This is a genomic window from Stenotrophomonas beteli (assembly GCF_001431665.1).
Classification (GTDB): domain Bacteria; phylum Pseudomonadota; class Gammaproteobacteria; order Xanthomonadales; family Xanthomonadaceae; genus Stenotrophomonas; species Stenotrophomonas beteli.
Map to the genome: position 1 here is coordinate 78700 of NZ_LLXV01000077.1, position 23983 is coordinate 102682.

General features: G+C 67.7%; 18 protein-coding genes and 1 riboswitch. Of the genes, 9 read left to right on the top strand and 9 right to left on the bottom strand.

All coding sequences use genetic code 11. The annotated features are described in order from the left end of the window. The first annotated feature begins 302 nt into the window (after positions 1-302). Entirely contained in the window at positions 303-3035 is a 2733-nt protein-coding gene (gene secA / locus ARC23_RS18180; protein WP_057498491.1) for a preprotein translocase subunit SecA, read from the top strand. A 101-nt stretch (positions 3036-3136) separates the two neighbouring features. Continuing rightward, positions 3137-4093, top strand: a complete 957-nt coding sequence (locus ARC23_RS18185) for a Nudix family hydrolase (RefSeq protein WP_057498492.1) — start codon at positions 3137-3139, stop codon at positions 4091-4093. 101 nt (positions 4094-4194) lie between these two features. Here ARC23_RS18185 and ARC23_RS18190 read toward each other — a convergent pair whose 3' ends face one another. The 3 genes from ARC23_RS18190 to ARC23_RS18200 all read right to left on the bottom strand — a co-directional run bounded on the left by ARC23_RS18190 (position 4195) and on the right by ARC23_RS18200 (position 7279). Continuing rightward, the gene (locus ARC23_RS18190; RefSeq protein ID WP_057498493.1) at positions 4195-4779 is read right to left on the bottom strand and encodes a DUF4124 domain-containing protein; all 585 of its coding nucleotides are present in this window, start codon (positions 4777-4779) and stop codon (positions 4195-4197) included. A gap of 40 nt (positions 4780-4819) precedes the next feature. Beyond that, positions 4820-5647 carry a methylenetetrahydrofolate reductase [NAD(P)H] gene (gene metF, locus ARC23_RS18195; RefSeq protein ID WP_057498494.1) on the bottom strand — a complete coding sequence of 276 codons (828 nt, stop codon included), beginning with the start codon at positions 5645-5647 and terminating at the stop codon, positions 4820-4822. A 114-nt stretch (positions 5648-5761) separates the two neighbouring features. Continuing rightward, a complete protein-coding gene (locus ARC23_RS18200) occupies positions 5762-7279 on the bottom strand; it encodes an amidohydrolase family protein (protein ID WP_057498495.1) in 1518 nt (505 codons plus the stop codon). Between the two features lie 136 nt (positions 7280-7415). Here ARC23_RS18200 and ARC23_RS18205 point away from each other — a divergent pair, with 136 nt between their 5' ends. Together ARC23_RS18205 and ARC23_RS18210 are read left to right on the top strand one after the other, a co-directional pair. Continuing rightward, positions 7416-7973, top strand: coding sequence for a DUF3228 family protein (locus ARC23_RS18205; RefSeq protein WP_057498496.1), 558 nt, complete (start codon positions 7416-7418; stop codon positions 7971-7973). A gap of 75 nt (positions 7974-8048) precedes the next feature. After that, on the top strand, positions 8049-8684 hold the full coding sequence (locus ARC23_RS18210; protein ID WP_057498497.1) for an energy transducer TonB: 636 nt from the start codon (positions 8049-8051) through the stop codon (positions 8682-8684). Positions 8685-8753: 69 nt separating this feature from the next. On the opposite strand, the gene ARC23_RS18215 is transcribed toward ARC23_RS18210, so the two are convergent. From ARC23_RS18215 to ahcY, 3 genes are all read right to left on the bottom strand, one after another. Next, complete coding sequence (locus ARC23_RS18215) at positions 8754-9239, bottom strand: hypothetical protein (protein WP_057498498.1); 486 nt, start codon at positions 9237-9239, stop codon at positions 8754-8756. Beyond that, entirely contained in the window at positions 9239-9712 is a 474-nt protein-coding gene (gene ybaK, locus ARC23_RS18220) for a Cys-tRNA(Pro) deacylase (RefSeq protein WP_057498499.1), read from the bottom strand. Before ybaK ends, ARC23_RS18215 begins: the two co-directional genes overlap by 1 nt. A 215-nt stretch (positions 9713-9927) precedes the next feature. After that, positions 9928-11373: an adenosylhomocysteinase gene (gene ahcY, locus ARC23_RS18225; protein ID WP_057498500.1), complete on the bottom strand. Its 1446-nt coding sequence runs from the start codon at positions 11371-11373 to the stop codon at positions 9928-9930. 36 nt (positions 11374-11409) lie between these two features. Beyond that, positions 11410-11493, bottom strand: a riboswitch (S-adenosyl-L-homocysteine riboswitch). Positions 11494-11613: 120 nt separating this feature from the next. Here ahcY and ARC23_RS18230 point away from each other — a divergent pair. Continuing rightward, positions 11614-14130 (top strand): S9 family peptidase, encoded by a 2517-nt coding sequence (locus ARC23_RS18230; protein WP_057498501.1) that lies wholly within the window; start codon positions 11614-11616, stop codon positions 14128-14130. Positions 14131-14358: 228 nt separating this feature from the next. Further along, positions 14359-17070, top strand: a complete 2712-nt coding sequence (gene ppc, locus ARC23_RS18235) for a phosphoenolpyruvate carboxylase (RefSeq protein ID WP_057498502.1) — start codon at positions 14359-14361, stop codon at positions 17068-17070. Between the two features lie 119 nt (positions 17071-17189). Here ppc and ARC23_RS18240 read toward each other — a convergent pair whose 3' ends face one another. Both ARC23_RS18240 and metK read right to left on the bottom strand, forming a co-directional pair. Further along, positions 17190-17696: an acyl-CoA thioesterase gene (locus tag ARC23_RS18240; protein WP_057498503.1), complete on the bottom strand. Its 507-nt coding sequence runs from the start codon at positions 17694-17696 to the stop codon at positions 17190-17192. Positions 17697-17840: 144 nt separating this feature from the next. After that, on the bottom strand, positions 17841-19052 hold the full coding sequence (gene metK / locus ARC23_RS18245; protein ID WP_005408103.1) for a methionine adenosyltransferase: 1212 nt from the start codon (positions 19050-19052) through the stop codon (positions 17841-17843). A 336-nt stretch (positions 19053-19388) separates the two neighbouring features. On the opposite strand from metK, the gene olsF reads away from it, so the two are divergent. The 3 genes from olsF (at position 19389) to ARC23_RS18260 (ending at position 23090) form a co-directional block, all read left to right on the top strand. Beyond that, positions 19389-21104, top strand: a complete 1716-nt coding sequence (gene olsF, locus ARC23_RS18250; RefSeq protein WP_057498504.1) for a bifunctional ornithine lipid synthase OlsF — start codon at positions 19389-19391, stop codon at positions 21102-21104. Beyond that, positions 21101-21901: a UDP-2,3-diacylglucosamine diphosphatase gene (locus ARC23_RS18255; RefSeq protein WP_057498505.1), complete on the top strand. Its 801-nt coding sequence runs from the start codon at positions 21101-21103 to the stop codon at positions 21899-21901. Before olsF ends, ARC23_RS18255 begins: the two co-directional genes overlap by 4 nt. 157 nt (positions 21902-22058) lie before the next feature. Further along, on the top strand, positions 22059-23090 hold the full coding sequence (locus tag ARC23_RS18260; protein WP_057498506.1) for a metal-dependent hydrolase: 1032 nt from the start codon (positions 22059-22061) through the stop codon (positions 23088-23090). 62 nt (positions 23091-23152) lie between these two features. On the opposite strand, the gene ARC23_RS18265 is transcribed toward ARC23_RS18260, so the two are convergent. Then, positions 23153-23980: a methyltransferase domain-containing protein gene (locus tag ARC23_RS18265; protein WP_057498507.1), complete on the bottom strand. Its 828-nt coding sequence runs from the start codon at positions 23978-23980 to the stop codon at positions 23153-23155. Between the last annotated feature and the right edge of the window lie 3 nt (positions 23981-23983).

Sequence of the window (23983 nt, forward strand, 5' to 3'; positions counted from 1 at the left end):
GCCGGCTGCCGTCGGCACTACCGCCCCCGGAGTACGGGGGCAGCGCCGTAGGCGCGGGGGTGTGGAGGCGAGGTAAGCGGGGCCCGCGGTTCGCGCAGCGAAGCGTGGGAGCGCCAGCGCGTATGCGCTGACGCGTACCCGGCCAGCGGCCGGCACTACCCCTCGGGGTTGAAACCCCTCGCGCCCGTCCCAAGCTACAATGGGTGTTGCCATCGACAGGGCGCCAAGCGCCCTGTTTCGTTTGCGGCGGACGGATCCCAAGGGGAGGCCGGGCGTCGTGTCCATCCAACCCGGTTCCTTCAATGATCAACAGCCTGCTTACCCGCGTATTTGGCAGTCGTAACGAACGACAGCTGCGCCAGCTCAACCGCATCGTCGCCAAGATCAATGCGCTGGAACCGGAGATCGAGAAGCTTTCCGACGAGCAGCTTCAGGCCAAGACGCCGGAGTTCAAGCAGCGCATCGCTGGCGGTGAAGCCCTGGACAAGGTGCTGCCGGAAGCATTCGCGGTCTGCCGCGAAGCCGGCCGCCGCGTGCTGGGCATGCGCCACTACGACGTGCAGCTGATCGGCGGCATGGTGCTTCACCTGGGCAAGATCGCAGAAATGCGCACCGGTGAAGGCAAGACCCTGGTGGCGACCCTGCCGGTGTACCTGAACGCGCTGGAAGGCAAGGGCGTGCACGTGGTCACCGTGAACGACTACCTGGCCCGCCGCGACGCCGCGCAGATGGGCAAGCTGTACAACTGGCTGGGCCTGAGCGTGGGCGTGGTGTACCCGGGCATGCCGCACAGCGACAAGCGCGAAGCCTACGCCGCCGACATCACCTACGGCACCAACAACGAATTCGGTTTCGACTACCTGCGCGACAACATGGCGCTGTCCAAGGCCGACCGCTACCAGCGCGGCCTGCACTACGCCATCGTCGACGAAGTCGACTCCATCCTGATCGACGAAGCGCGTACCCCGCTGATCATCTCCGGCCCGGCCGACGACTCCCCGGAGCTGTACATCCGCGTCAACCGTGTCGTGCCGAACCTGGTCAAGCAGGAAGCCGAAGACGGCGAGGGCGACTTCTGGGTCGACGAGAAGGGCAAGCAGGTGCACCTGTCCGAAGCGGGCATGGAGCACGCCGAGCGCTTGCTGGTCGAGGCCGGCATCCTCAATGCCGAGACCGAGGGCCTGTACGCGGCGCAGAACCTGACCGTGGTCCACCACCTCAATGCCGCACTGCGCGCGCACGCCATCTACCAGCGTGACGTGGACTACATCGTGCGCGACGGCGAAGTGGTCATCGTCGATGAGTTCACCGGCCGCACCCTGTCCGGCCGTCGCTGGTCCGACGGCCTGCACCAGGCGGTGGAAGCGAAGGAAGGCGTGCCGGTGCAGCGCGAGAACCAGACGCTGGCCAGCATCACCTTCCAGAACCTGTTCCGCATGTACAGGAAGCTGTCCGGCATGACCGGTACGGCCGATACCGAAGCGTTCGAGTTCCAGAGCATCTACGGCCTGGAAGTGGTGGTGATTCCGACCAACCGCCCGACCATCCGCAAGGACAGCCCGGACCAGGTGTTCCTCAACCGCAAGGGCAAGTTCAATGCGGTGCTGGCCGACATCGAAGAGTGCGCCAAGCGCGGCCAGCCGGTGCTGGTCGGCACCACCTCGATCGAAACCTCGGAAATGCTGTCCGAGCACCTGCGCAAGGCAGGCGTGAAGCACGAAGTGCTCAATGCCAAGCAGCACGACCGCGAAGCGACCATCGTCGCCAACGCCGGCCGTCCGGGCGCGGTGACCATCGCCACCAACATGGCCGGCCGTGGTACCGACATCGTGCTGGGCGGTTCGCTGGAAGCGGAAATCCACGAGCTGGGCGAAGGCGCGACCGACGAGCAGAAGGCGGCAGTGAAGGCCGAGTGGCAGAAGCGCCATGATGCGGTCAAGGCCGCCGGCGGCCTGCACATCGTCGGTACCGAACGCCACGAATCGCGCCGTATCGACAACCAGCTGCGTGGCCGTTCCGGCCGCCAGGGTGACCCGGGTTCGTCCCGCTTCTACCTGTCGCTGGAAGACAACCTGATGCGCATCTTCGCCTCCGACTGGGTGCAGAAGGCCATGCGCATGATGGGCATGAAGGAAGACGACGTCATCGAGGACCGCCTGGTCAGCCGCCAGATCGAGAAGGCGCAGCGCAAGGTGGAAGCGCACAACTTCGACATCCGCAAGAACCTGCTGGACTTCGACGACGTCAACAACGACCAGCGCAAGGTGATCTACGCCCAGCGCGACGAGCTGCTGGACGCCGAGTCGGTGAAGGACAACGTCGATGGCATCCGCGACGACGTGATCTTCGACATCGTGGCCCGCTTCGTGCCGCCCAATTCGATCGACGAGCAGTGGGACCTGCGTGGCCTGGAAGCGACCCTGGAGTCGGACTTCGGCCTTCAGATGTCGCTGACCGACCTGGTCAAGTCGCACGAGGAGCTGGACGCCGAAGCCATCGCGGTGAAGGTGCAGGAGCGCGTCAACCAGCACTTCGCCGAGAAGGAAGCCGGGCTGGGCGAAGAGACCATGCGCGCGCTGGAAAAGCATGTGATGCTGACCGTGCTGGACCAGAGCTGGAAGGAGCACCTGGCCCGGATGGATTACCTGCGCCAGGGCATCTACCTGCGTGGTTACGCGCAGAAGCAGCCCAAGCAGGAGTACAAGAAGGAAGCCTTCGAGCTGTTCTCGGACATGCTGGAGAACGTCAAGCGCGAAGTGGTGACCCTGCTGGCCCGCGTGCGTATCCGCAGCGACGAGGAAGTGCAGGCACTGGAAGCGGCAGAGCGCCAGCAGGTCGAAGCGCGCCTGAGCCAGTCGCAGTTCCAGCACCAGGACGCCGGTGGCTACAGCGCCGACGAGGAAGCCGCACAGGTGCAGGCCGCGCGGCAGGGTGTGGCGCAGATGCAGCGCGACGAGCCCAAGATCGGCCGCAACGACCCGTGTCCCTGCGGCAGTGGCAAGAAGTACAAGCACTGCCACGGCCAGCTGAGCTGACCCCGGAAGGCCCCGCGAAAGCGGGGCCTTTCCTTTGCGCAGGACGATGCCACCCTCCGATGTGATTGCGCCGGCCGCCCTGTTCTGGGCATGCTCCCCTCATGCCTTCTCCCACCCGATCGATCCACGTCGTGGCCGCCGTCATCACCGACGCCCGTGGCCGCGTGCTGCTCAACCGCCGTACCGGCAACCGCGACATGGCCGGGCTGTGGGAATTTCCGGGCGGCAAGCGCGAACCCGGCGAAACCTCCGAACAGGCACTGGTGCGTGAACTGCGCGAAGAGCTGGGCATCGAGGCCGATGTCGGCGAGTGGCTGATGGATGTGCCACAGCGCTACCCCGACAAGCACCTGACCCTGGAAGTGCGCCATGTGCGCAGCTGGAAGGGCACGCCACGCGGCCGCGAAGGGCAGGCGATCACCTGGGTGGCGCAGGACAAGCTGGGCCGCTATTCGATGCCGCCGGCCGACCTGCCGGTGGTGGCCGCGCTGCGCCAGCCCGACCGCTATCTGATCACCCCGGCGCCGGCGGACGCGGCCGATGGCGTGCAGCGCTGGCACGACCAGCTGCAGCACGCGGTGGCCTCCGGCCAGCAGCGCATCCAGCTGCGCCTGCCGCCGGCCCATCCGCAGCGGCAGGCGATGCTCGAGCAGGTGCTGCGTACGCATCGCCGCAGTGGCGTGCAGTGGTTGCTCAACCGCGATATTGAACTGGCGCGTGCGCTGGGGGTGGGCGTGCATCTGGGCAGTGAACAGCTGCTGGCGCTGCCGCAGCGCCCATTGCCGGAAGGGCAGCTGGTCGCCGCGTCCTGCCACGACCTGCAGCAGCTGCAGGCTGCACAGCAGCTGGGTTGTGACTTCGCGGTGCTCGGCCCGGTCCAGGAAACCGCCAGTCATCCCGGGGCCGTGCCGCTGGGGTGGGATGCGTTCGCCGAGCTGCGTGCACAGGTGTCACTGCCGATCTACGCGCTGGGTGGCATGGGCAGCGGCCACATCACCGAAGCGCGCCGCCATGGCGGGCAGGGCATCGCTGCCATCCGAGGGCTGTGGCCGGCGTGATGCAAACAGGGTCGGATCCCCGCAACGCGGGGCTCTGACCCGATCGCCGGAATCCGGGGGTCAGAACCCTTTCCGCTGGAAAGGGATCCGACCCCTCCTGATCACAACGTGATCCAGAAGCACCCGTATTGCCGCCGCAGGCCCAGCACGGTGGACGCGCGCGCCGCGCTGCCCGGCAGCGTCTGCTCCAGGCGCAGGCCGACTGGATGACGTGCCACTGGCGGCTCGGGGTCGGATTCCTGCGCAGCAGGGCGCTGAACCTCCTGTTGCAGGGCGTCCTGATCCTGCCGCGGGTACACCGGCACCACGTCCACCAGCGGCCGCCGGGCCAGCGATTCCAGCTGGCCCAGGATGCGTTGTGCACCCGCGTCCGACACCGCGCCCCACAGGTACAGCGAGGACAGCCGGTTCACGTCGTTGCTGACGATACCGGTGCGCAGTGCGTCCACCAGCTCGCTTAGGCGCCGTGGGCAGCGCGCACCCAGGGTGTCGCGCGGGGCGGTGTTGCCGGTGGGTGCCGGCGGCGGCAGCCGTGAGCGTGCACCCACGCTGTCACAGGGCCGGTCGGTGTAGACGCTCTGCCCCTGCGCATCGGTGCAGCGGTTCAGGCGCGTGGACTGTGCGTGGGCGACGCTCGACAGCACGCACAGCGGCAGCAGCAACAGCAGGAAGGAAAGCCGGATCATCCTCGCAGGGTAGCGCCGATCACGCTTGCGCGCCGTGCTTTCAGCCCTGCAGCAGCTTCAGCACCGAGGTGGTCGGCTTGGCCAGGTTCAGGGTGTAGAAGTGCAGACCGGGTGCGCCGCCTTCGATCAGGCGCTGGCACAGCCGGGCCACCACTTCCGTGCCGAATGCACGCACCGATTCGGCGTCATCGCCATAGGCCTGCATCTTGCGGCTGATCCAGCGCGGAATCTCCGCACCACACTGTTCGGAGAAGCGGCGCAGCTGGCTGAAGTTGGCGATCGGCATGATGCCCGGGGTGATCGGCACCTGCACGCCCAGCCGCCGCACTTCGTCGACGAAATGGAAGTACGCGTCCGGGTTGAAGAAGTACTGGGTGATCGCCGCATCGGCACCGGCATCGATCTTGGCCTTGAAATGCTTCAGGTCGGCCAGTGCGTCGGAGGCCTGCGGATGCGTTTCGGGGTACGCACCCACTTCGATATGGAACGCATCGCCGTGCTCGGCGCGGATGAAGTCGATCAGTTCGGCGGCGTAGCGCATGTCACCGGGAAAGCCCATGCCCGACGGCAGGTCGCCGCGCAGCGCGACCAGGCGCCGGCAGCCGATGGCGCGGTACAGCTTGAGCAGCTCGCGGATTTCCTGGCGGGTGCCGCCGACGCAGGACAGGTGCGGTGCGGCGTCGAAACCGTGGTGCTGGTTGAGATGGCGTACGGTCTCGGAGGTGTAGCTGAGGGTCGAACCACCGGCGCCGAAGGTGCACGACACGTAGTCGGGGGCGTAGTCCTTCAACCGGGTCGCGGCACGGTCGAGCTGGCTGCGCTGTTCATCGGTCTTGGGCGGATAGAACTCGAAGCTGATGGCGGTCATGGCGCGGGCGGCGGCGACGGATGGGGGTTAGTATATCGCTTCATCAAGATGGATGTGCAAGGAGGTTGTGAGGGGGGAGGCGGCCCCCTGGCGGGCATTCGCGCGGGAAGGGGGCTACAGCTCGGCACTGACCGGACTGGTGATGAATCCCCACAGCAGGCGCGCCATCACCGCCGGCGAGCGTGCCTGCGCACGGGCATACGCCCGCAGCGCGTCCAGGCGCGGGCGGTCGTACAGGTGGCCGGCCAGCAGCACGGCGTGGATGCGGCGGGTGTTGCCGGTGTCCAGCAGCGGATCGCCATCGAGCAGTACCAGGTCGGCGGCCCGGCCGACCTCGACGCTGCCATGGGATGCCTGCAGTTGCAGATGACGCGCGGCCTGCAGCGTGGCCGCACGCAGCACATCGGCCTGGCTCAGGCCGGCGTGCCGCAGCCACTGCAGTTCATCGTGGTAGCGGAGGCCGCCTGGCCCGGTGTCGGTGCCGACCAGGACGGTGACGCCGGCACGATGCGCCGCACCGGTGAGCGCCAGGCCATGCTCGAAGTAGGTCTTCAGTGCGTCTTCGCCGCGTCGGCCGGGATAGCGCGCCACGGTGGCCTGCAGGTCATCACGCCACGCCCAGCGTGAGAGCGGGTCCAGATAGGCCAGGCGCGGATCGTCGACGAAGGCGGGATCGCGTGAGCGCGCATCCTCCTCCCGGGTGATGTGGGTTGGCACGAATGCTGCGCCGCTGGCCTGCATCTGGCCGAACGCTTTTTCGCAAAGCGCGGGCTGATGACCACTGACCATCCGTTCGGCCAGAGCGGTCGGGTCTTCGCCATCCAGCATGCCGCCACGCCATGCGGCGGCGTTGTCGAAGCAATGGCGCACGAACAGGTGTGCATGTTCGAAGCTGCGTTGACCCGCCTGCAGGGCGTCTTCCAGCGGTACCGCCCTGGGCAGATGGCCGACCAACGGGCGATGCAGCTGCTGAGCCTCGATGGCCAGCCGCTGGTAGGTATCCGCGCGCAGGCGGTTGTAGACCTTCAGCGCGTCGACACCACGCGCGCTGTACGTGCGTGCCCGCAACGCGGCAGCCTCCGGCGACAGCGAAGCGTCTTCGAAATAGAAGCTGGCGACCTGCATGAAGCGCGGCGCGACCTGCTGCCCGGCGATGGCCTGTGCGGTCCAGCGGCGCTTGTCGGCCACGCAGGCGATCAGCGGATCGGTGGCCTGTGGGCAGTCCATCATGTCGCGGGTGCCGGTGATGCCGTTGGCGAGCATCAGCGGAAACTGCAGTTGCGGTGACAGCTGCAGAGCGTGGGTGTGCATGTCCCAGAAGCCGGGCAGCAACCAGCGGCCACCGGCGTCGAGCACGGGAAGCTGCGTGTCCTGCGGGTCTTCACCAAGGGCGGTGATGGTGCCGTTGCGTACCGTCACTGTGGTCGGCTCGCTGACCTGCCCGTGCACGACGTCCACCACCCGTGCGTTGACGATCACGCGGCTGCTGCCCGGCTCGGGCAACGGCGGTGCCGATAGTGGCCAGACCAGGGCGGCGGCGAACAGCAAAGGCGGCACCAGCAGGAGGGCAACCAGTACGATCGGCCACCGCCGACGGCGGGCGGATCGGGGCAACGCGCGTGCTGCATCCATGAGCCGGCGATCCTTGCATTGGGTCGCCCGCAGAGTGCTGCAAGCCGGACGCGGGCGCCAGTGACGATCGGCATCCGGTCCGGCCTGCCTCCGGGGCGGTTACCCTGTGCGGTGGAACCCCTGATCACGCCCTGCCATGTCCATCGTCCTCACCGATTTCGCCCGCCCCCGACTGTTCCCGCGCGTGCCACGCGGCAACACCATCCAGGACTGCACTGCCGAGCAGTTCGAGGCCCACCTCAATGCGCATGCGCCGTTGAAGGTGCTCGATGGCTATGCACCGTTCTGCAAGCTGTTCGTCTACGAGAACTGGACCAGCACGCGCTGCCTGACCGTGCCGGTCACCGAGGCCAACCGCCACCTGCTGCGCAGCGGTTATGAGGCGCGCAACCGCGATGAGCTGCCAGTGCTGGTGCGCTGGTTCGAAGGCGTGGAATCGCCGCGTGCGAATTACCTGGTGGTGATCCTGTACAGCGCCGAGCAGCTGGCCAGGGAAGGTTCACCGATCCAGGCCGACTGGGGCATCGTCGGCTGCATCTACACCGCCGAACCGGAGGAGGTGCCGATGGCGCCGATCACCATGATGCGCAATGCGCTGGGGGTGGAGGAAGGCGGCTCCGGTGTGCCGCTGGACCGGGAGGCCTACCGGCGCTCGGTGGAGTTCTGGGAGAACAATGCCAACTGGCGGCCGTAGGCCGAAGGGAACGTAGCGCCGTGCCGTGCGGGGTTGCTCTATGATCGGGGTAGGCGATCGCATGGAGGGCGGGGCATGGGTGCCGGAACGAGGATGATTCCGTTATTGCTGGCGGGCATGCTGCCCGCCACTCCGGTGCTGGCAGCCACGCCGTCGGCTGGCGCCGCGTGCGCACCGCTGGCCACGGTTCCCGGACTTCGCGATGCGAAGGTGACTGCATTGTCGATGCAGCCGCGGGACGGTCGCTGCGTAGTCGAGGTGACGGCGAGCGACGGCAAGGCTTTGCTTCGGCAGCAGCAGGTACTGGAGGTGCTGGCGCAGCATGCCTGCGCAGCGCCTGCGGAGGTGACGGTAGACAGCCTGCGGCCATCACTGCTGCTGCGCACTCCGAAGCGATGCGCCGCGCGCAGCAGCCAGGACCTGTTCACTGGCGAAGGTCTGCCCTGGGTGCAGCCGCGCGGCAAGCTGCCGCGCTATCCGCGCGAAGCCATGGAGCAGGGGCTTTCCGGGCGCAGCCTGCTCAAGGCGTTGATCGATGTGCACGGTGCCGTGGCTGCGGTGATCGTGGAGACTTCCAGTGGCCATGCGGTGCTGGACGAGGCGGCGGTGCAAGAGCTGCGCGGTTGGCAATTCGTGCGTAGCGATACCGGAAGCCCGGCGCCGGCGCTGACCATCGTGCGCGTGCCGATGCGGTATGAGTTTGTGGAATGACCATCATCCACGCATGGCGTGGATCTATCGGGCTGCAGTAGAGCCACGCCATGCGTGGCTGCTTGGCCTTCAGACAGCTTGCCACTCCCACCATGGGTAATGGTACTCGCGGTCGATCGCCTGCCAATGCTGGCCGCACTGGGTGCAGGCAACGTTGTGGCAATCGCCCCAACCATCCTCGGCCTCCTGCAACGCGAGCAGCTGCATCTGCCCTTGTTCGATCAGGCGGCGCGGATCGAAGAACGGGTAGCCGGGATTGAGCGCGCACAGGCAGCCTGCGTGCGCCTGCCAGTAACGCAGCCGTTTCAGGGCAGCCTCCAGATGCGCCTGGTTGCTGATCAGCATGCCGCCGAAAGCGATGCCTTGGCAGCTGCGTTCGATCAGGTCCACCTGCGCGGCCAAGGCGTCCAGCGACGGTGCACTGAACAGTCGTGCGACGACGCGGGCGGCGTCGGTGATGCGCTCTGCGTCGCGTGACAGCAGATCCTGCAGCAGCACATCGGCCTGAGCATCCTCAAGCCGGGGCGACGGCGTTGCGGACCACGGCCAGCGCATCAACGTGCCTTGCCGATCGCCGCGTAGTGGCCGGCGGTCAGCCGCAGCAGGTCGGCCGGTGCCAGTTCCACTTCCAGGCCACGGCGTCCGGCGCTGACATGCAGCGCGGGCAGCGCTTCGGCACTGTCATCCAGGAACGTGCGCAGGCGCTTCTTCTGCCCCAGTGGGCTGATGCCGCCGACCAGGTAGCCGGTCGCGCGCTGCGCGGCGTCGGCGGCGGCCATCTCGCACTTCTTGCAGCCGGCCGCTTCGGCCAGCGCCTTCAGGTCGAGCTGGCCGGCCACCGGCACGATCGCGACGAGCAGTTCGTGGGTTTCGGTGCTGGCCAGCAGGGTCTTGAACACCTGGGCCGGATCCAGGCCGAGCTTGTCGACGGCTTCGCCGCCATAGGATTCGGCGTGGGCATCGTGCACGTAGCTGCGCACGGTGTGGGCGATCTTCTCGCGCTTGAGCAGGTTGATGGCCGGGGTCATGGGCGCATCGTAGCGCGTGCGGAATGTGTTGCCTTGACCGAGGCTATTGCCGGAGGGCATCCACGCATGGCGTGGATCTACTGTGGGGGCTGGATGCGGGCTATACGGCCACACGCAAACACGGAACGGGCGCCCGAAGGCGCCCGTTCCGTGTGCATCCGTTGCTGGGGTCAGAACCCTTTCCTGCGGAAAGGGATCCGACCCTGGGCAAGACATCAGTAGCGGTAGTGGTCCGGCTTGAACGGGCCTTCCACCGGCACGCCGATGTAGTCGGCCTGGTCCTGGGTCAAGGTGGTCAGCTTCACGCCGATCTTTTCCAGGTGCAGGCGGGCCACTTCTTCGTCCAGCTTCTTCGGCAGCAGGTAGACCTTCTTCTCGTAGCTGTCCTTGTTCGCCCACAGGTCGATCTGGGCCAGGGTCTGGTTGGCGAACGAGTTGGACATCACGAAGCTCGGGTGGCCGGTGGCGCAGCCCAGGTTCACCAGGCGGCCTTCGGCCAGCAGGAAGATCGCGTTGCCGTTCGGGAAGATGTACTTGTCCACCTGCGGCTTGATGTTGACGTGCTTGATGCCGGCGAACGACACCAGCGCGTCGACCTGGATCTCGTTGTCGAAGTGGCCGATGTTGCAGACGATGGCCTGGTCCTTCATCGCGCTCAGGTGCTCGATGCGGATGATGTCGCGGTTGCCGGTGGTGGTGACGTACAGGTCGGCACGGCCCAGGGTCGATTCGATGGTGTTGACTTCATAGCCTTCCATCGCTGCCTGCAGGGCGCAGATCGGGTCGATCTCGGTGACGATCACGCGCGCGCCGTAGGCACGCAGCGAGGCGGCGCAGCCCTTGCCGACGTCGCCGTAGCCGCAGACCACGGCCACCTTGCCGGCCAGCATCACGTCCATCGCGCGCTTCAGGCCGTCGGCCAGCGACTCGCGGCAGCCGTACAGGTTGTCGAACTTGCTCTTGGTGACCGAGTCGTTGACGTTGATCGCCGGGATCAGCAGGGTGCCGGCCTGGGCCAGCTGGTACAGGCGGTGCACGCCGGTGGTGGTCTCTTCAGAGACGCCCTTCCAGTCCTTGACCACGCGGCCCCAGTAACCCGGGCGCTCCTTGGCGACGCGCTTGAGCAGGTTCTTGATGACCTGCTCTTCGTGCGAGGAGGAGGCGGTGTTGACCCAGTCGCTGCCGTTTTCCAGCTCGTAGCCCTTGTGGATCAGCAGGGTCACGTCACCGCCGTCGTCGACCACCAGTTCCGGGCCGGTCAGGGTGCCGTCGGCCAGGGTGAAGGTCAGCGCATCCAGGGTGCAGTCCCAGTACTCTTCCAGGGTCTCGCCCTTCCAGGCGAACACCGGGGTGCCGGTGGCGGCGATGGCCGCAGCAGCGTGGTCCTGGGTCGAGAAGATGTTGCACGAGGCCCAGCGCACATCGGCGCCGATGTCCTTCAGGGTCTCGATCAGCACTGCGGTCTGGATGGTCATGTGCAGCGAGCCGGTCACGCGCACGCCCTTCAGCGGCAGCTCGGCCTGGTACTTGCGGCGGATCGACATCAGGCCCGGCATTTCGTGCTCGGCGATGTCCAGTTCCTTGCGGCCCCAGTCGGCCAGCGTGATGTCGCGGATCTTGTAATCACCTTCGGTGGAGAAGGTCTTGGCAACAGCGTTCATTGGTGTGCTCCGGTTGTGGACGAGCGGGTGCTCGCATCTGGCCGGGCGCCGTTGTTACAAAGCCACCTTACCGAGCCTGGCCGGGCCTCGGGGGATCCGGTCGCAGCGCCCCTCGGCAGGGGAGAACCGCCATTATATCGCGGCGCCGGCATGACATCCGGATGACCCAACCATCGGCAGATGGGGCCGCGTGCACGGACTGTTAAGGTCGGTGTTTTCACGCATCACACAGGTGGAACGATGAGCATGCACGCGCGCCGCACACGGCGCTGGACCGGCCTGGTCCTGTCGATGGGACTGCTGGCAGTGGCCCCGCTGGCCTGGGCGGCAGCGCCGCAGCCCGCGGCCGCACAGGCCCAGGGCGTCAACGGCTACGAACTGCCGTCGGCGGCGCTGCAGGCGGTGGTGGACGCGCCCCGTGCGCCCTCGTTGTACCTGTCGCCGCGCCGCGACGTGGCCGCGATGTTGCAGATGCCGTCGCTGCCCTCGATCCAGGTGGTGGCACAGCCGGAACTGAAGCTGGCCGGCCTGCGCATCAACCCGCGCACGTTCTCCGACAGCCGCTTCAGCTTCGGCGAGAAGCTGTGGCTGATGAACGTGGCCGACGGCAGGGAGCGGCAGATCAGCGGCCTGCCAGCGACGCTGTCGATTGCCAGTGTGATGTGGTCGCCGGACCAGAAGTGGCTGGCCTTCAACCAGCTCGACGCGGCCAGTGGCGCCAACGAGCTGTGGCTGGTGGACGTGGCCGCCGGCAGCGCCCGCCGCCTGGTGGCCGGCCTGAACACGGTGATCGGCAGTGGCTACCAGTGGTTGCCCGACAGCCGGGGGCTGGTGGTGTTCACCCGCCCGGCGAACCTGGGGCCCGCCCCGGCCTCCGACGGCATCCCGACCGGCCCCGCCGTCCAGCAGACCAGTCAGGGCGGCGGCGTGGTGTCGATCCGGACCTACCAGGACCTGCTGAAGAACGAGGCCGACGCGCGCCAGTTCGACTACTACGCCACCACCCAGCCGATGGAAGTCGGCCTGGATGGCAGCACCCGCGCGATCGGCGCGGCGGGCATCTTCATGGGCTTCTCGGTGTCGCCGGATGGCCGCTTCGTGCTGCGCCAACCGGTGCAGCGGCCGTACTCCTACGTGGTGCCGGTGAGCAGTTTCCCGCGCCGCATTGAAGTGATCGACCGTGCCAGCGGCAAGCTGGTGCACACCGTGGCCGTGCGCCCGCTGGTGGAAGGCCTGCCGACCGGCAACGATGCCGAAGTGACCGGCGTGCGCGACATCAGCTGGCGCGGTGATGCTGACGCCACCCTGGTCTGGGCCGAAGCGCAGGACGGCGGCGACCCGAACAGGGAGGCCAGGGTGCGCGATGCGGTACTGATGCAGGCCGCCCCGTTCGACAAACCGCCGGTGACGCTGGCCCAGCTTGGCAGCCGCCTGGCCGGCATCAGCTGGGGCCGTGGTGACCTAGCGCTGCTGACCGAGTCGTGGTGGAAGACCCGCAGGACCAAGACCTGGCTGATCGCCCCGGACAACGCCGGTACCGAGCCGCGCCTGCTGTGGGACCGCGATGCGCAGGACCGCTATTCCGATCCAGGCCGTCCGCAGTTGTCCAGCGACGATCGTGGCCGCTCGCTGCTGCAGACCAGCCCCGATGGCAGCAGCCTGTATCTGGCCGGTGCCGGTGCTTCGCCGGAAGGTGACCGTCCGTTCGTGGACCGCTTCGACATCGCCAGCGGCAAGGCGACGCGCCTGTTCCATTCGCAGGCGCCGAGCTATTCGCTGCCGGTGGCATTGCTGGACAACCAGGGCAGCTCGCTGCTGCTGAGCCGTGAGAGCCCGGACGAGCCGGCCAACTTCTACGTGCAGTCGCTGGCCGATGCCAGCGCCGCACCGCGCGCGCTGACCCACTTCGCTCATCCGCTGCCGCAGTTGAAGGGCGTGCAGAAGGAGCAGATCCGCTACAAGCGCAAGGATGGCGTCGATCTGACCGCGACCCTGCTGCTGCCGCCGGGCTACGACCCCAAGCGCGACGGCCCGCGGCCGCTGCTGATGTGGGCCTACCCGGGCGAGTTCAAGAGTGCGGCTGCGGCCAGCCAGGTGACCGATTCGCCGTACCGCTTCAACGCGGTCAGCTACTGGGGCCCGCAGGCGTTCCTGGCCAAGGGCTACGTGGTGCTGGCCAGCCCGTCGATGCCGATCATCGGCGAGGGTGACAAGGAGCCCAACGACACCTACATCGAACAGCTGGTGGCTAACGCGCAGGCAGCCGTGGATGAAGTGGTGCGGCGTGGCGTGACCGATCGCGACCACATCGCCATCGGTGGCCATTCCTACGGTGCGTTCATGACCGCCAACCTGCTGGCGCATACGCGCCTGTTCAAGGCCGGCATCGCGCGCAGCGGCGCCTACAACCGCACGCTGACCCCGTTCGGCTTCCAGGCGGAGGAGCGCAACTACTGGCAGGCGCAGGACGTCTACCAGAAGATGGCGCCGTTCAACTACGCCGACAGGATCAAGGATCCGATCCTGTTCATCCATGGCGTGGACGACAACAACTCCGGCACGTTCCCGATCCAGAGCGAGCGCATGTTCGCCGCGGTGAAGGGCCTGGGTGGCACCGCACGACTGGTGATGCTGCCGAACGAATCGCATGCCTACCGCGCACGCGAATCGATCATGACCATGCTGGCCGAGAGCGAGCGCTGGCTGGAGCAGACCATTGGCCCGGCCGGGCAGGTCAAGGCGAAGAAGAAGCGCTGATCCGCGCGCGATGATGGCGGCCCCTGCAACGGGGGCCGCCTGTGCGGCTGCGCATGGGCTCGGGCGCTATACGGTGTCGCGCGCCATGATGGTTGTAGAGCCGAGCCCATGCTCGGCTGTGTCTGCCGTGGATACGTGCAGATGAAACCATTTTTGCATCGCAGCACGACGCCCGATCTGGGATAGGCTTGGGGTCTGGATCCGTTGACCGAGGCCTGTGCGTCGCCGATGAACGAGTACCGCAGCAGCATCGAGTTTGCTTCTCCCGATCTTCCGCTTCGCGATGACGTGCGCCGGCTCGGCGCACTGGTCGGCGACCTGCTGGTGGAACAGGTATCGGCCGCTTTCCTCGACGATGTCGAAGAGGTACGTACCCGCGCCATCGCCCGCCGTGAGAACCAGGCGCCGCTGTCGGAGCTGGCCGAAGGCCTGGCCGGGCGCACGCCGCAGCAGGCCGAAACCATGGTGCGGGCGTTCAGCACCTACTTCCAGGTGGTCAACATCGCCGAGCGCGTGCATCGCATCCGCCGCCGCCGCGATTACCAGCGCGCCGGCACCGCCGCGCCGCAGCCCGATGGCCTGCAGGATGCCCTGCAGCACCTGAAGGCGCAGGGCGTGGGCCTGGACGAACTGGCGCAGTGGTTGCCACGCATCGACATCGAACCGGTGTTCACCGCGCACCCGACCGAAGCGGTGCGCCGCGCACTGCTGGAAAAAGAGCAGCTGATGGTGGCCAGCCTGGTCGACAACCTCGACGGCCAGCGCACGCCGGGCGAGGCGGCCGCCGATGCCGCGCGCTTCCGCATGGCGCTGACCGCCTCGTGGCAGACCACCGACTCTTCGCCGGTGCGGCCCACTGTCGATGACGAACGCGAGCACGTCGGCTTCTACCTGGTGCAGGTGCTGTACCGGGTGATCCCGGTGCTGTACGAATCGCTGCAGCAGGCGCTGCGCGATACCTATGGCGAAGAACTGCCGCTGCCGCGCCTGCTGCGCTTCGGCACTTGGGTGGGCGGTGACATGGACGGCAATCCGAACGTGGACGCCACCACCATCCGCAATACGCTGGACGCACAGCGGCAGGCGGTGCTGGGGCGCTACCAGAAGGAACTGCTGCAGCTGGCCAGCCTGCTCAGCCAGTCCACCGAGCGGGTGGGGGTGAGTGATGCGCTGCAGGCGCGCGTGGCGCAGTACCAGCACCTGCTGCCGCAGGTGCAGTCGCGGCCGCGCCATGCCGACATGCCGTACCGCCTGCTCAACGACCGCATGCGCGCACGCCTGCAGGCCACGTTGGATGACAGCGAGGGCGCTTACGCCGGCCCGGACGAGCTGATCGACGACCTGCAGCTGATCCTCGACAGCCTGCGCGCCAACCGCGGCGAACATGCCGGTGGCTTCGCCGTGCAGCGCCTGTTGTGGCGGGTGAAGACCTTCGGCTTCCACCTGGCGCGGTTGGACGTGCGCCAGGAATCGAGCGTGCATGCACGTGCACTGGCGTCGGTGCTGGGCGGCGAGGACGCGTGGCAGGCGCTGGATGCATTGGGCCGGGCGCGGCTGCTGGGCCCGCATGCCAGCGGCGAAGCGCCGCTGCCGGTCGGCAATGACGACGGCAACGCGCGCCTGGACGCGGTGTTCGCCGCACTGGCCGATGCCCGCGCACGGCATGGTGGCGATGCGCTCGGCAGCTACATCATTTCGATGGCGCACGACCGCAGCGACGTGCTGGCGGTGCTGGCGCTGGCGCGGCGCGGTGGCCTGGTCGATGCTGATGGCACGGTACCCCTGGATATCGCCCCGCTGTTCGAAACCGTGGACGACCTGAAGCGTGGCACCGCCACGCTGCGCGATCTGCTGGCCGACCCGGTCTACCGCGCGCATCTGCGTGCGCGTGGCGACGTGCAGATGGTGATGCTCGGCTATTCGGACAGCAGCAAGGACGGTGGCATCGCCGCTTCGCGCTGGGGCCTGCAACGTGCGCAGGTGGAACTGCTGGAGGAGGCCGCCGGGGCTGGCATCCGCCTGACCTTCTTCCATGGCCGCGGCGGCTCGATCAGCCGTGGTGGCGGCAAGACCACCCATGCCGTGGATGCCTCGCCACGCGGCAGCATCGATGGCCGCTTGCGGGTCACCGAGCAGGGCGAGGTGATCCACCGCAAGTACGGCATCCGTGCGCTGGCGCTGCGGTCGCTGGAACAGGCCGCCGGCGCGGTGCTGCGCGCCAGCCTGCGCCCACGCGCCGCCGAGCCGCGCGAGGACGGCTGGCGCCCGGTGATGGATGTGGTGTCCGCTGCCAGCAGCGAGGTGTACCGCGGTTTCGTCGGCCAGGCCGGCTTCATGGATTACTTCCGCACCGCCACGCCCATCGACGTGATCGAACGGATGACGCTGGGCTCGCGGCCGTCGCGCCGGCTTGGCCAGGATGCGGCGCTGGGCAACCTGCGCGCGATTCCGTGGGTGTTTGCCTGGAGCCAGGCGCGTGCAGTCATTCCCGGCTGGTATGGCGTGGGCAGTGGCCTGCAGGCGGCCGTGGAGGCCGGCCACGAGGGCACGCTGCGCGAGATGGCGCGGGACTGGCCGTTCTTCCGCACCTTCCTGGATGACATCGCGATGGTGCTGTCAAAGGGGGATGTCACCATCGCCGAGCAGTTCTCGAAGCTGTCGGGCGACCTGCACGGGCGCTTCTTCCCGCAGGTACAGCGCGAGCTGGAACTGACCCGGCGCTGGCTGCTGGCGTTGATGGGCCAGCAGACGCTGCTGGACCATGATGCACGGCTGGCGCTGTCGATCCGCCTGCGCAATCCCTATGTCGATCCGATCAGCGTGCTGCAGGTGGACCTGCTGCAGCGCTGGCGGGCCAGCGGGCGCGAGGATGATGATCTGCTGCGCGCGCTGGTGGCGTGCGTGAACGGTGTTTCGCAGGGCGTGCAGAACACCGGCTGACCTTGCGCATCCGCCGGGCGTGGCCCGGCGAATTCGAAAGCGTAGTGCCGGCCGCTGGCCGGCACCCTCATGATGTTTGGCAGCACGCGCGAGGTTGCCGGCCAGCGGCCGGCACTACCTCATTCCTCCGGCGAGGGCGGGTTCGACGCCAGCAGTTCCAGATGGCGCTGTTCCATTTCCTGGCGCAGCTGGCGACGGATCTGCGCGGCGGCCTGGCGGCGCTTTTCGTCGGACGTGGCCGGCTGCAAGGGCGGGACGGGCGTCGGCCGGCCTTCCTCATCCACCGCCACCATCGTGAAGAAGCAGCTGTTGGCGTGGCGCACGCTGCGCTTGAGGATGTCCTCGGCCACCACCTTGATGCCGATCTCCATCGACGAGGTGCCGGTATGGTTCACCGAGGCCAGGAAGGTGACCAGTTCACCCACCGCGATCGGCTGGCGGAACATCACCTGGTCCACCGACAGGGTGACCACGTAGCGGCCGGCGTAACGGCTGGCGCAGGCGTAGGCCACCTGGTCGAGCAGGCGCAGGATGGCGCCGCCGTGGACCTTGCCGGAAAAATTGGCCATCTCCGGCGACATCAGCACGGTCATGGACAGCTGGTGGGTTTTCAGTTCGGTCGACATGCGGCGGATTGTATCGGGCACGCATCGCCTTTGTAGAGTCGAGCCATGCTCGACTGCATGGGCTGGCCCGCAGGCAAAAAGAAAGCCGAGCATGGCTCGGCTCTACAGAAAAAGAAGGGCCGCTTGCGCGGCCCTTCGTGCTTCTTACTTCAGCTTCGCATCGGCGCGCAGGGCGGCGGCGCGGTCGGTTTTCTCCCAGGAGAAGGCCGTGGCGTTGACGGTCTCGCCTTCGCCGTTGAGGTAGCTGAACTCCTTCGGCTTGCGGCCGAAGTGGCCGTAGGCCGCAGTCTGCTGGTACATCGGGTGGATCAGGTCCAGCATCTTGATGATGCCGTACGGGCGCAGGTCGAAGTGCTTGCGGATCAGCTTCTCGATCTTGTCGTCGCTGATCTTGCCGGTGCCGAAGGTGGTGACCGAGATCGAGGTCGGCTCAGCCACGCCGATGGCGTAGGAGACCTGCACTTCGCAACGGTCGGCCAGGCCGGCGGCGACCACGTTCTTGGCGACGTAGCGGGCCGCGTAGGCAGCCGAACGGTCGACCTTGGACGGGTCCTTGCCGGAGAACGCGCCACCACCGTGACGGGCCCAGCCGCCGTAGGTGTCGACGATGATCTTGCGACCGGTCAGGCCGCAGTCGCCCACCGGGCCGCCGATCTCGAACTTGCCGGTCGGGTTGATGTGGAACTTGGTGCCCTTGTGCAGCCACTTGGCCGGCAGCACCGGCTTGATGATCTCTTCGCGGACGGCCTCGATGAGGTCCTTCTGCTTGATGCCCGGGGCGTGCTGGGTCGACAGGACCACGGCGTCGATGGCCGAGACCACGCCGTTTTCATAGCGCAGGGTGACCTGGCTCTTGGCGTCCGGGCGCAGCCACGACAGCGGCGAGTTCTTCTTCTTGCGGATCTTGGCCTGCTGCTCGACCAGGCGGTGCGACAGGTGGATCGCCGCCGGCATGTAGCTGTCGGTCTCGTTGGTGGCATAGCCGAACATCAGGCCCTGGTCGCCCGCGCCCATTTCTTCCGGCTTCTTGCGGTCCACGCCCTGGGCGATGTGCGGCGACTGCTTGCCGATCAGGTTCAGCACGCCGCAGGTGGCGCCGTCGAAGCCGACGTCGGAGCTGTCGTAGCCGATGTCCGTGATGACCTTGCGGGTCAGTGCTTCCAGGTCGATCCAGGCGCTGGTGGTGATTTCACCGGCCACGATGGCAACGCCGGTCTTGACCATGGTCTCGCAGGCCACGCGGGCGCGCTGGTCCTGGGTCAGGATCGCGTCCAGCACCGCATCGGAGATCTGGTCGGCAACCTTGTCCGGATGGCCTTCGGAGACCGACTCGGAGGTGAAGAGATAGCTGGACATCAGGCGGTATATCCCTTGATTCGGATGGAAAGATGGGCGCGCATGATACACGGGGTGCGCCGCCTGTGCATTGTGAACCGGTACCGGTTGCCGGTGGTTAAGCCCGCGTAGGCCCGGCAGGGGCCGTCGCGACGGGATTGGGGCCCAGCCTCGAGGCCCAGTGTTCCACCAGCGTGACAAAGGGCGGGGGCTGGCCCTCCCCCGACCGCGGAGGCCGCGACCCTGCCGTCAAGGCGCGCCGGCCGTCATCGTTCTGCCCCAGAACCGCCATCTGGCTGCCGCCTGCCGGGCGCAGGCTGTCGGCCAATCCGGCCGCCGGGCATCAGTGGATCCGCCATGCAGGAACTCGAACAGCGTCTCCAGCAACGTTTCCCCGATTGGTTCCATGGCCGCCGTGGCCAGCTGGCACGGCCGTTGCTGCGCAGCGTGGGCCGCTGGTCGCGGTTGGACCAGATCGAGGCCTTCCTGCAGCGCAGCTCGGGCCTGCGCGGCTTCGGCTTCGTCGCCGCCGGCCTGGAGTTCATCGACGGCCAGTACCAGGTGGATCCTGCCGCCCTGGCGAAGATTCCGGCCACCGGTCGCCTGCTGATCGTCGCCAACCATCCGTCCGGGGCGCTGGATGCACTGGCGCTGCTGGACGCGGTCGGCCGCGTCCGCCGCGACGTGCGGATCGTGGCCAACGACCTGCTGGGGGCGATCGCGCCGCTGCAGGATCTGCTGCTGCCGGTGCGCATCCTGGGGGGGAAGGCACAGCGCGGCAGCCTGCATGCCGTCGAGGAAGCATTGGCCGCCGAGCAGTGCGTGATCGTGTTCCCGGCCGGCGAGGTCTCGCGGCTGTCGCTGCGCGGTATCCGCGATGGCCGCTGGCAGCGCGGGTTCGTCCGCTTTGCCCGCGCGGCCGGTGCGCCGGTGCTGCCGGTGCGGGTGGAGGCGCGCAACTCGGCGCTGTTCTACGGCGCTTCGACCCTGTTCAAGCCGGCCGGTACCGCCCTGCTGGCACGCGAGATGTTCACCCGCCGTGGCCGCCCGCTACGGCTGAGCATCGGCGAGCCGATGCAGCTGGCCAAGGCGGGCGATCCCGGGGCGCAGCTGCTGGCCGTGCGCCGCGCGCTGTACGCGCTGGGCCGCAATGGTTCGGCCGGCACAGAGGTTCCCTGCGCGGGCCCCGAGCCGCTGGCCGCCCCGGTGCCGCCCTCGCAGGTCGCCGTGGGCATCGCGGCGGCCACGCAGTTGGGCCAGACCGCCGACGGCAAGCAGATCCTGCTGGCCAGCTGCAATGCAGGCTCACCACTGCTGCTGGAACTGGGCCGCCTGCGTGAACTGACCTTCCGCCAGGTGGGCGAGGGCACCGGCCGCAGCCGCGACCTGGACGACTACGACCCGCAGTACGAACACATCGTGATCTGGGACGCGGCGGCGCAGCGCATTGCCGGTGCCTACCGCATCATGCGCGGCGCCCAGGCGCTGGCCCGGCACGGCCTGTCCGGGCTCTACAGCGCGTCGCTGTTCCGCTATTCCGACGACGCCATCAGCCACATCGCCGAGGGCCTGGAACTGGGCCGCAGCTTCGTGGTGCCCGACTACTGGGGCAGCCGCAGCCTGGACTATCTGTGGCAGGGCATCGGCGCCTACCTGCAGTGCCGGCCGGGCATCCGCTACCTGTTTGGCGCGGTGTCGATCAGTGCGGCGCTGCCGCGTGATGCGCGCGAGCAGCTGGTGGCGTACTACCAGCGCTACTACAGCGGAACTGCCGGGCTGGCCGAATCGAACCGGCCGTTCCAGTACTTCGCCGCGCCACCGAGTTTCGGCGAACTGGATGCGGGCGCTGCCTTCGATGTGCTGAAGGCCAACCTGGCCGCGCTCGGCACCGGCGTGCCGACGCTGTACCGGCAGTACACCGATCTGTGCGAACCCGGCGGTGCACGCTTCCTTGCCTTCGGTGTCGATCCTGATTTCAGCGATTCGATCGATGGCCTGATCGAGGTGGACCTGTGCGCGATCCGGCCGCACAAGCGCAAGCGCTATCTGCGCGACGCGGGGGCAGCGGCATGAGCACGCTGGCGAACCTGGTGCCGAAGCGGCGCGCAGTGTTCGTCTCCGACGTGCATCTGGGCTCGCGTCATTGCCATGCCGCCGAGCTGGCACGGTTCCTCTCGCCGCTGCGCTGTGAACGGTTGTACCTGGTCGGTGACATCATCGACCTGTGGTGGATGGCACACCGCCGTGCCAACTGGCGGCAGTCGCACAGCGAGGTCATCCAGGCCCTGCACGCGCTGCGACGTGCGGGGACCGAGATCATCTACATCCCGGGCAACCACGATGCCTCGCTGCGCCAGGTGTGCGGGCTGATGCTGCCCGCGATGCAGGTGCGCCGGCGCGCCATCCACGTGACCGCCGATGGCCGCCGCCTGCTGGTCGCACATGGCGACGACTACGACGGCGTGACCCATTTCGGTGGCCTGCAGGAAAAGTTCGGTGACTGGCTGTACTACCGCATCCTCACCGGCAACCAGGCCTTGAATGCAGTGCGGCGTCGGCTGGGCATGCGCTACTGGTCGCTGTCGGAGTTCCTGAAGAAGCGCAGCGGTGCGGCCGAGCGCTACATCGAGCGTTTCGTGCAGGCCGGGCTGGACGACGTGCGCCGGCGCGGCCTGGATGGCATCGTCTGCGGGCATATCCATCGTGCCGCGCTGGTTGAACGCGATGGCCTGGTCTACGCCAATGACGGCGACTGGGTGGAGAGCCTGACCGCGCTGGCCGAAGACCATGATGGCGCGCTGCGCCTGCTCGACCACAACGGCCAGACCCTGGTGGAGCTGCCGGGCGCGCGCGTCAAGCAAGCGGCCTGAGATGCCCTGTAGCGTCGAGCCATGCTCGACGGCCGCGCGCGGGAGATGTGCCTCTACAGAAGAGCGCGAGCGGTGCTCTGCTGTTGGACGCAACGAAGGTCAGCCGAGCATGGGCGCGGCTCTACATGCACCGCCCGCAAGCCGCTAGCATCGGCCCATGGATTCCCTGACCCAGATCGTGCTCGGCGGCGCCGTCGCCGCTGCCATCGCTCCGCCCGGCCATCGCCGCGCGGCCCTGCTGGCCGGTGCCGCGCTCGGCACCCTGCCGGACCTCGATGCGCTGTGGCTGGGCTTCACCGCCGCCGACCCGGTCGCCAACATGATCGAGCACCGCAGCTTCAGCCATTCACTGCTGGTGCTGCCCTGGGTGGCCACGCTGATCTGGTGGTTGTTCAAGCGCTTCGGCAACGGCCGCGTCGCGCAGTCACCGCTGCGCTGGTTCTGGGCGATCCAGCTCGCGCTGCTCACCCATCCCGTGCTGGATGCGTTCACCGTCTACGGCACCCAGCTGTGGTGGCCGTTGCGACCACACCCGACGATGGGCTCCAGCGTCTTCATCATCGACCCGGCCTACACCGTGTGGCTGCTGCTGGGCTGCGTTCTGGCCTGGTTCGGGCGCGCGCGGCCGTGGGCAGGCACGGTGCTGGGCGTGGCGCTGCTGGTCAGCAGCGGCTACCTGGGCTGGGGCCTGATTGCCAAGGCCCAGGTCGATCGTGCCGCGCAGCAGAGCCTGGCGGCGATGGGGCTGGGCGATGCGCCGCGCTTTTCGGTGCCGATGCCGTTCAACACCCTGCTGTGGCGGGTGGTGGCGATGACACCCAGCGGCTACGTGGTGGCTGACCGCTCGCTGCTGGCCGACCATGGGCCGATGCAGTTCGAGGGCCATCCGTCCAACGTGCAGGCACTGCGCGAAGCGTCTGCAATTCCCGCCGTGCAGCGGCTGCAGTGGTTCAACCGAGGTTTCATGCGTGCGCAGGTGGTGGACGGCCGGCTGGTGCTGAGTGACCTGCGCATGGGGCTGGAGCCGGACTACACCTTCAACTTCGTGGTGGCTGAGCAGGTGGACGGGCAGTGGCAGGGCATCACGCCCGAGCAGCTGCGTGCCGACTACAGCAGCCCGCAGGCACGGGCCGAGATGAAGGGCCGGCTGGCGGTGATGTGGCAGCGCATCTGGCACACCCCGCCGTAGATCCACGCCTTGCGTGGATGCGCAACATCGGCGCGACGGCCAGGCAGGGCCTGGTTCGGCCCTCAATACACCGTCGCGCGGCCCTGCACGAACGAATAGAAGAACACCGCGTTGGGGTCGTTCTGCACCAGGCGGAACTCGCGCCGCATGCCTTCCACGGTTTCCTCGTCCACCGAGCCGGCCTGCAGCAGCTGGTCGGCGGCCGACAGCAGCAGTTGTTCCCAGAACGCGATCATCGTCTTGCGACGCGCCGGTTCGCGGTTGTCCAGGTGGATGGTCTTGATCTCGGTGTGCACGTCGCGGAAGCCACCGGCCAGCAGCAGGTTGCCCAGCTTTGCACCGACGAACGGGTCGCCGCCATGGTCGTACTGGAAGTCATTGAAGGCCATCCAGTAACGCCAGATGTGCGGCGAATAGGGGTCGAGCAGGAAGGAGGCATTCATCACCTCGGTGATGTACACCGGCGAACCCGGTGCCAGCACCCGGCGCACCTCGCTCAGCACCCGCGCCGGCGCCGGTACATGCTCGAGCACCCAGCACAGGAAGGCCGAATCGAAGCTGCGCGCCTCGAACGGCAGCTCGCCGGCATCGGCTTGCTGCAGCGTGTAGCGGTCGCTGCACCACGGCGTGCGGGCCAGGTTCTCGCGTGCGGTCGCCAGCTGCGCTTCGCTCAGGTCCACCCCGGTCACGTGCAGCTCGGGAAAACGGCGCAGCAGGATCTCGGTCTGTGCTCCCACGCCGCTGCCCACTTCCAGCAGGCGCCGCGCGCCGCTGTAGTCGATCTGGCCGAAGATGCTCGATTCCAGCAGGCGGGCCTGGGTCATCAGGCGCTGCTGCTCGGTGCCGGAGAACCCGTGCAGGTAGGTCGGGGAGGAGATCGGCGGAGTCATGAC

Bases quoted from the DNA above. Each gene is read 5' to 3' on its own strand.
- secA (WP_057498491.1), top strand. From the start codon at position 303: ATGATCAACAGCCTGCTTACCCGCGTATTTGGCAGTCGTAACGAACGA.
- ARC23_RS18185 (WP_057498492.1), top strand. From the start codon at position 3,137: ATGCCTTCTCCCACCCGATCGATCCACGTCGTGGCCGCCGTCATCACC.
- ARC23_RS18190 (WP_057498493.1), bottom strand. From the start codon at position 4,779: ATGATCCGGCTTTCCTTCCTGCTGTTGCTGCTGCCGCTGTGCGTGCTG.
- metF (WP_057498494.1), bottom strand. From the start codon at position 5,647: ATGACCGCCATCAGCTTCGAGTTCTATCCGCCCAAGACCGATGAACAG.
- ARC23_RS18200 (WP_057498495.1), bottom strand. From the start codon at position 7,279: ATGGATGCAGCACGCGCGTTGCCCCGATCCGCCCGCCGTCGGCGGTGG.
- ARC23_RS18205 (WP_057498496.1), top strand. From the start codon at position 7,416: ATGTCCATCGTCCTCACCGATTTCGCCCGCCCCCGACTGTTCCCGCGC.
- ARC23_RS18210 (WP_057498497.1), top strand. From the start codon at position 8,049: ATGGGTGCCGGAACGAGGATGATTCCGTTATTGCTGGCGGGCATGCTG.
- ARC23_RS18215 (WP_057498498.1), bottom strand. From the start codon at position 9,239: ATGCGCTGGCCGTGGTCCGCAACGCCGTCGCCCCGGCTTGAGGATGCT.
- ybaK (WP_057498499.1), bottom strand. From the start codon at position 9,712: ATGACCCCGGCCATCAACCTGCTCAAGCGCGAGAAGATCGCCCACACC.
- ahcY (WP_057498500.1), bottom strand. From the start codon at position 11,373: ATGAACGCTGTTGCCAAGACCTTCTCCACCGAAGGTGATTACAAGATC.
- ARC23_RS18230 (WP_057498501.1), top strand. From the start codon at position 11,614: ATGAGCATGCACGCGCGCCGCACACGGCGCTGGACCGGCCTGGTCCTG.
- ppc (WP_057498502.1), top strand. From the start codon at position 14,359: ATGAACGAGTACCGCAGCAGCATCGAGTTTGCTTCTCCCGATCTTCCG.
- ARC23_RS18240 (WP_057498503.1), bottom strand. From the start codon at position 17,696: ATGTCGACCGAACTGAAAACCCACCAGCTGTCCATGACCGTGCTGATG.
- metK (WP_005408103.1), bottom strand. From the start codon at position 19,052: ATGTCCAGCTATCTCTTCACCTCCGAGTCGGTCTCCGAAGGCCATCCG.
- olsF (WP_057498504.1), top strand. From the start codon at position 19,389: ATGCAGGAACTCGAACAGCGTCTCCAGCAACGTTTCCCCGATTGGTTC.
- ARC23_RS18255 (WP_057498505.1), top strand. From the start codon at position 21,101: ATGAGCACGCTGGCGAACCTGGTGCCGAAGCGGCGCGCAGTGTTCGTC.
- ARC23_RS18260 (WP_057498506.1), top strand. From the start codon at position 22,059: ATGGATTCCCTGACCCAGATCGTGCTCGGCGGCGCCGTCGCCGCTGCC.
- ARC23_RS18265 (WP_057498507.1), bottom strand. From the start codon at position 23,980: ATGACTCCGCCGATCTCCTCCCCGACCTACCTGCACGGGTTCTCCGGC.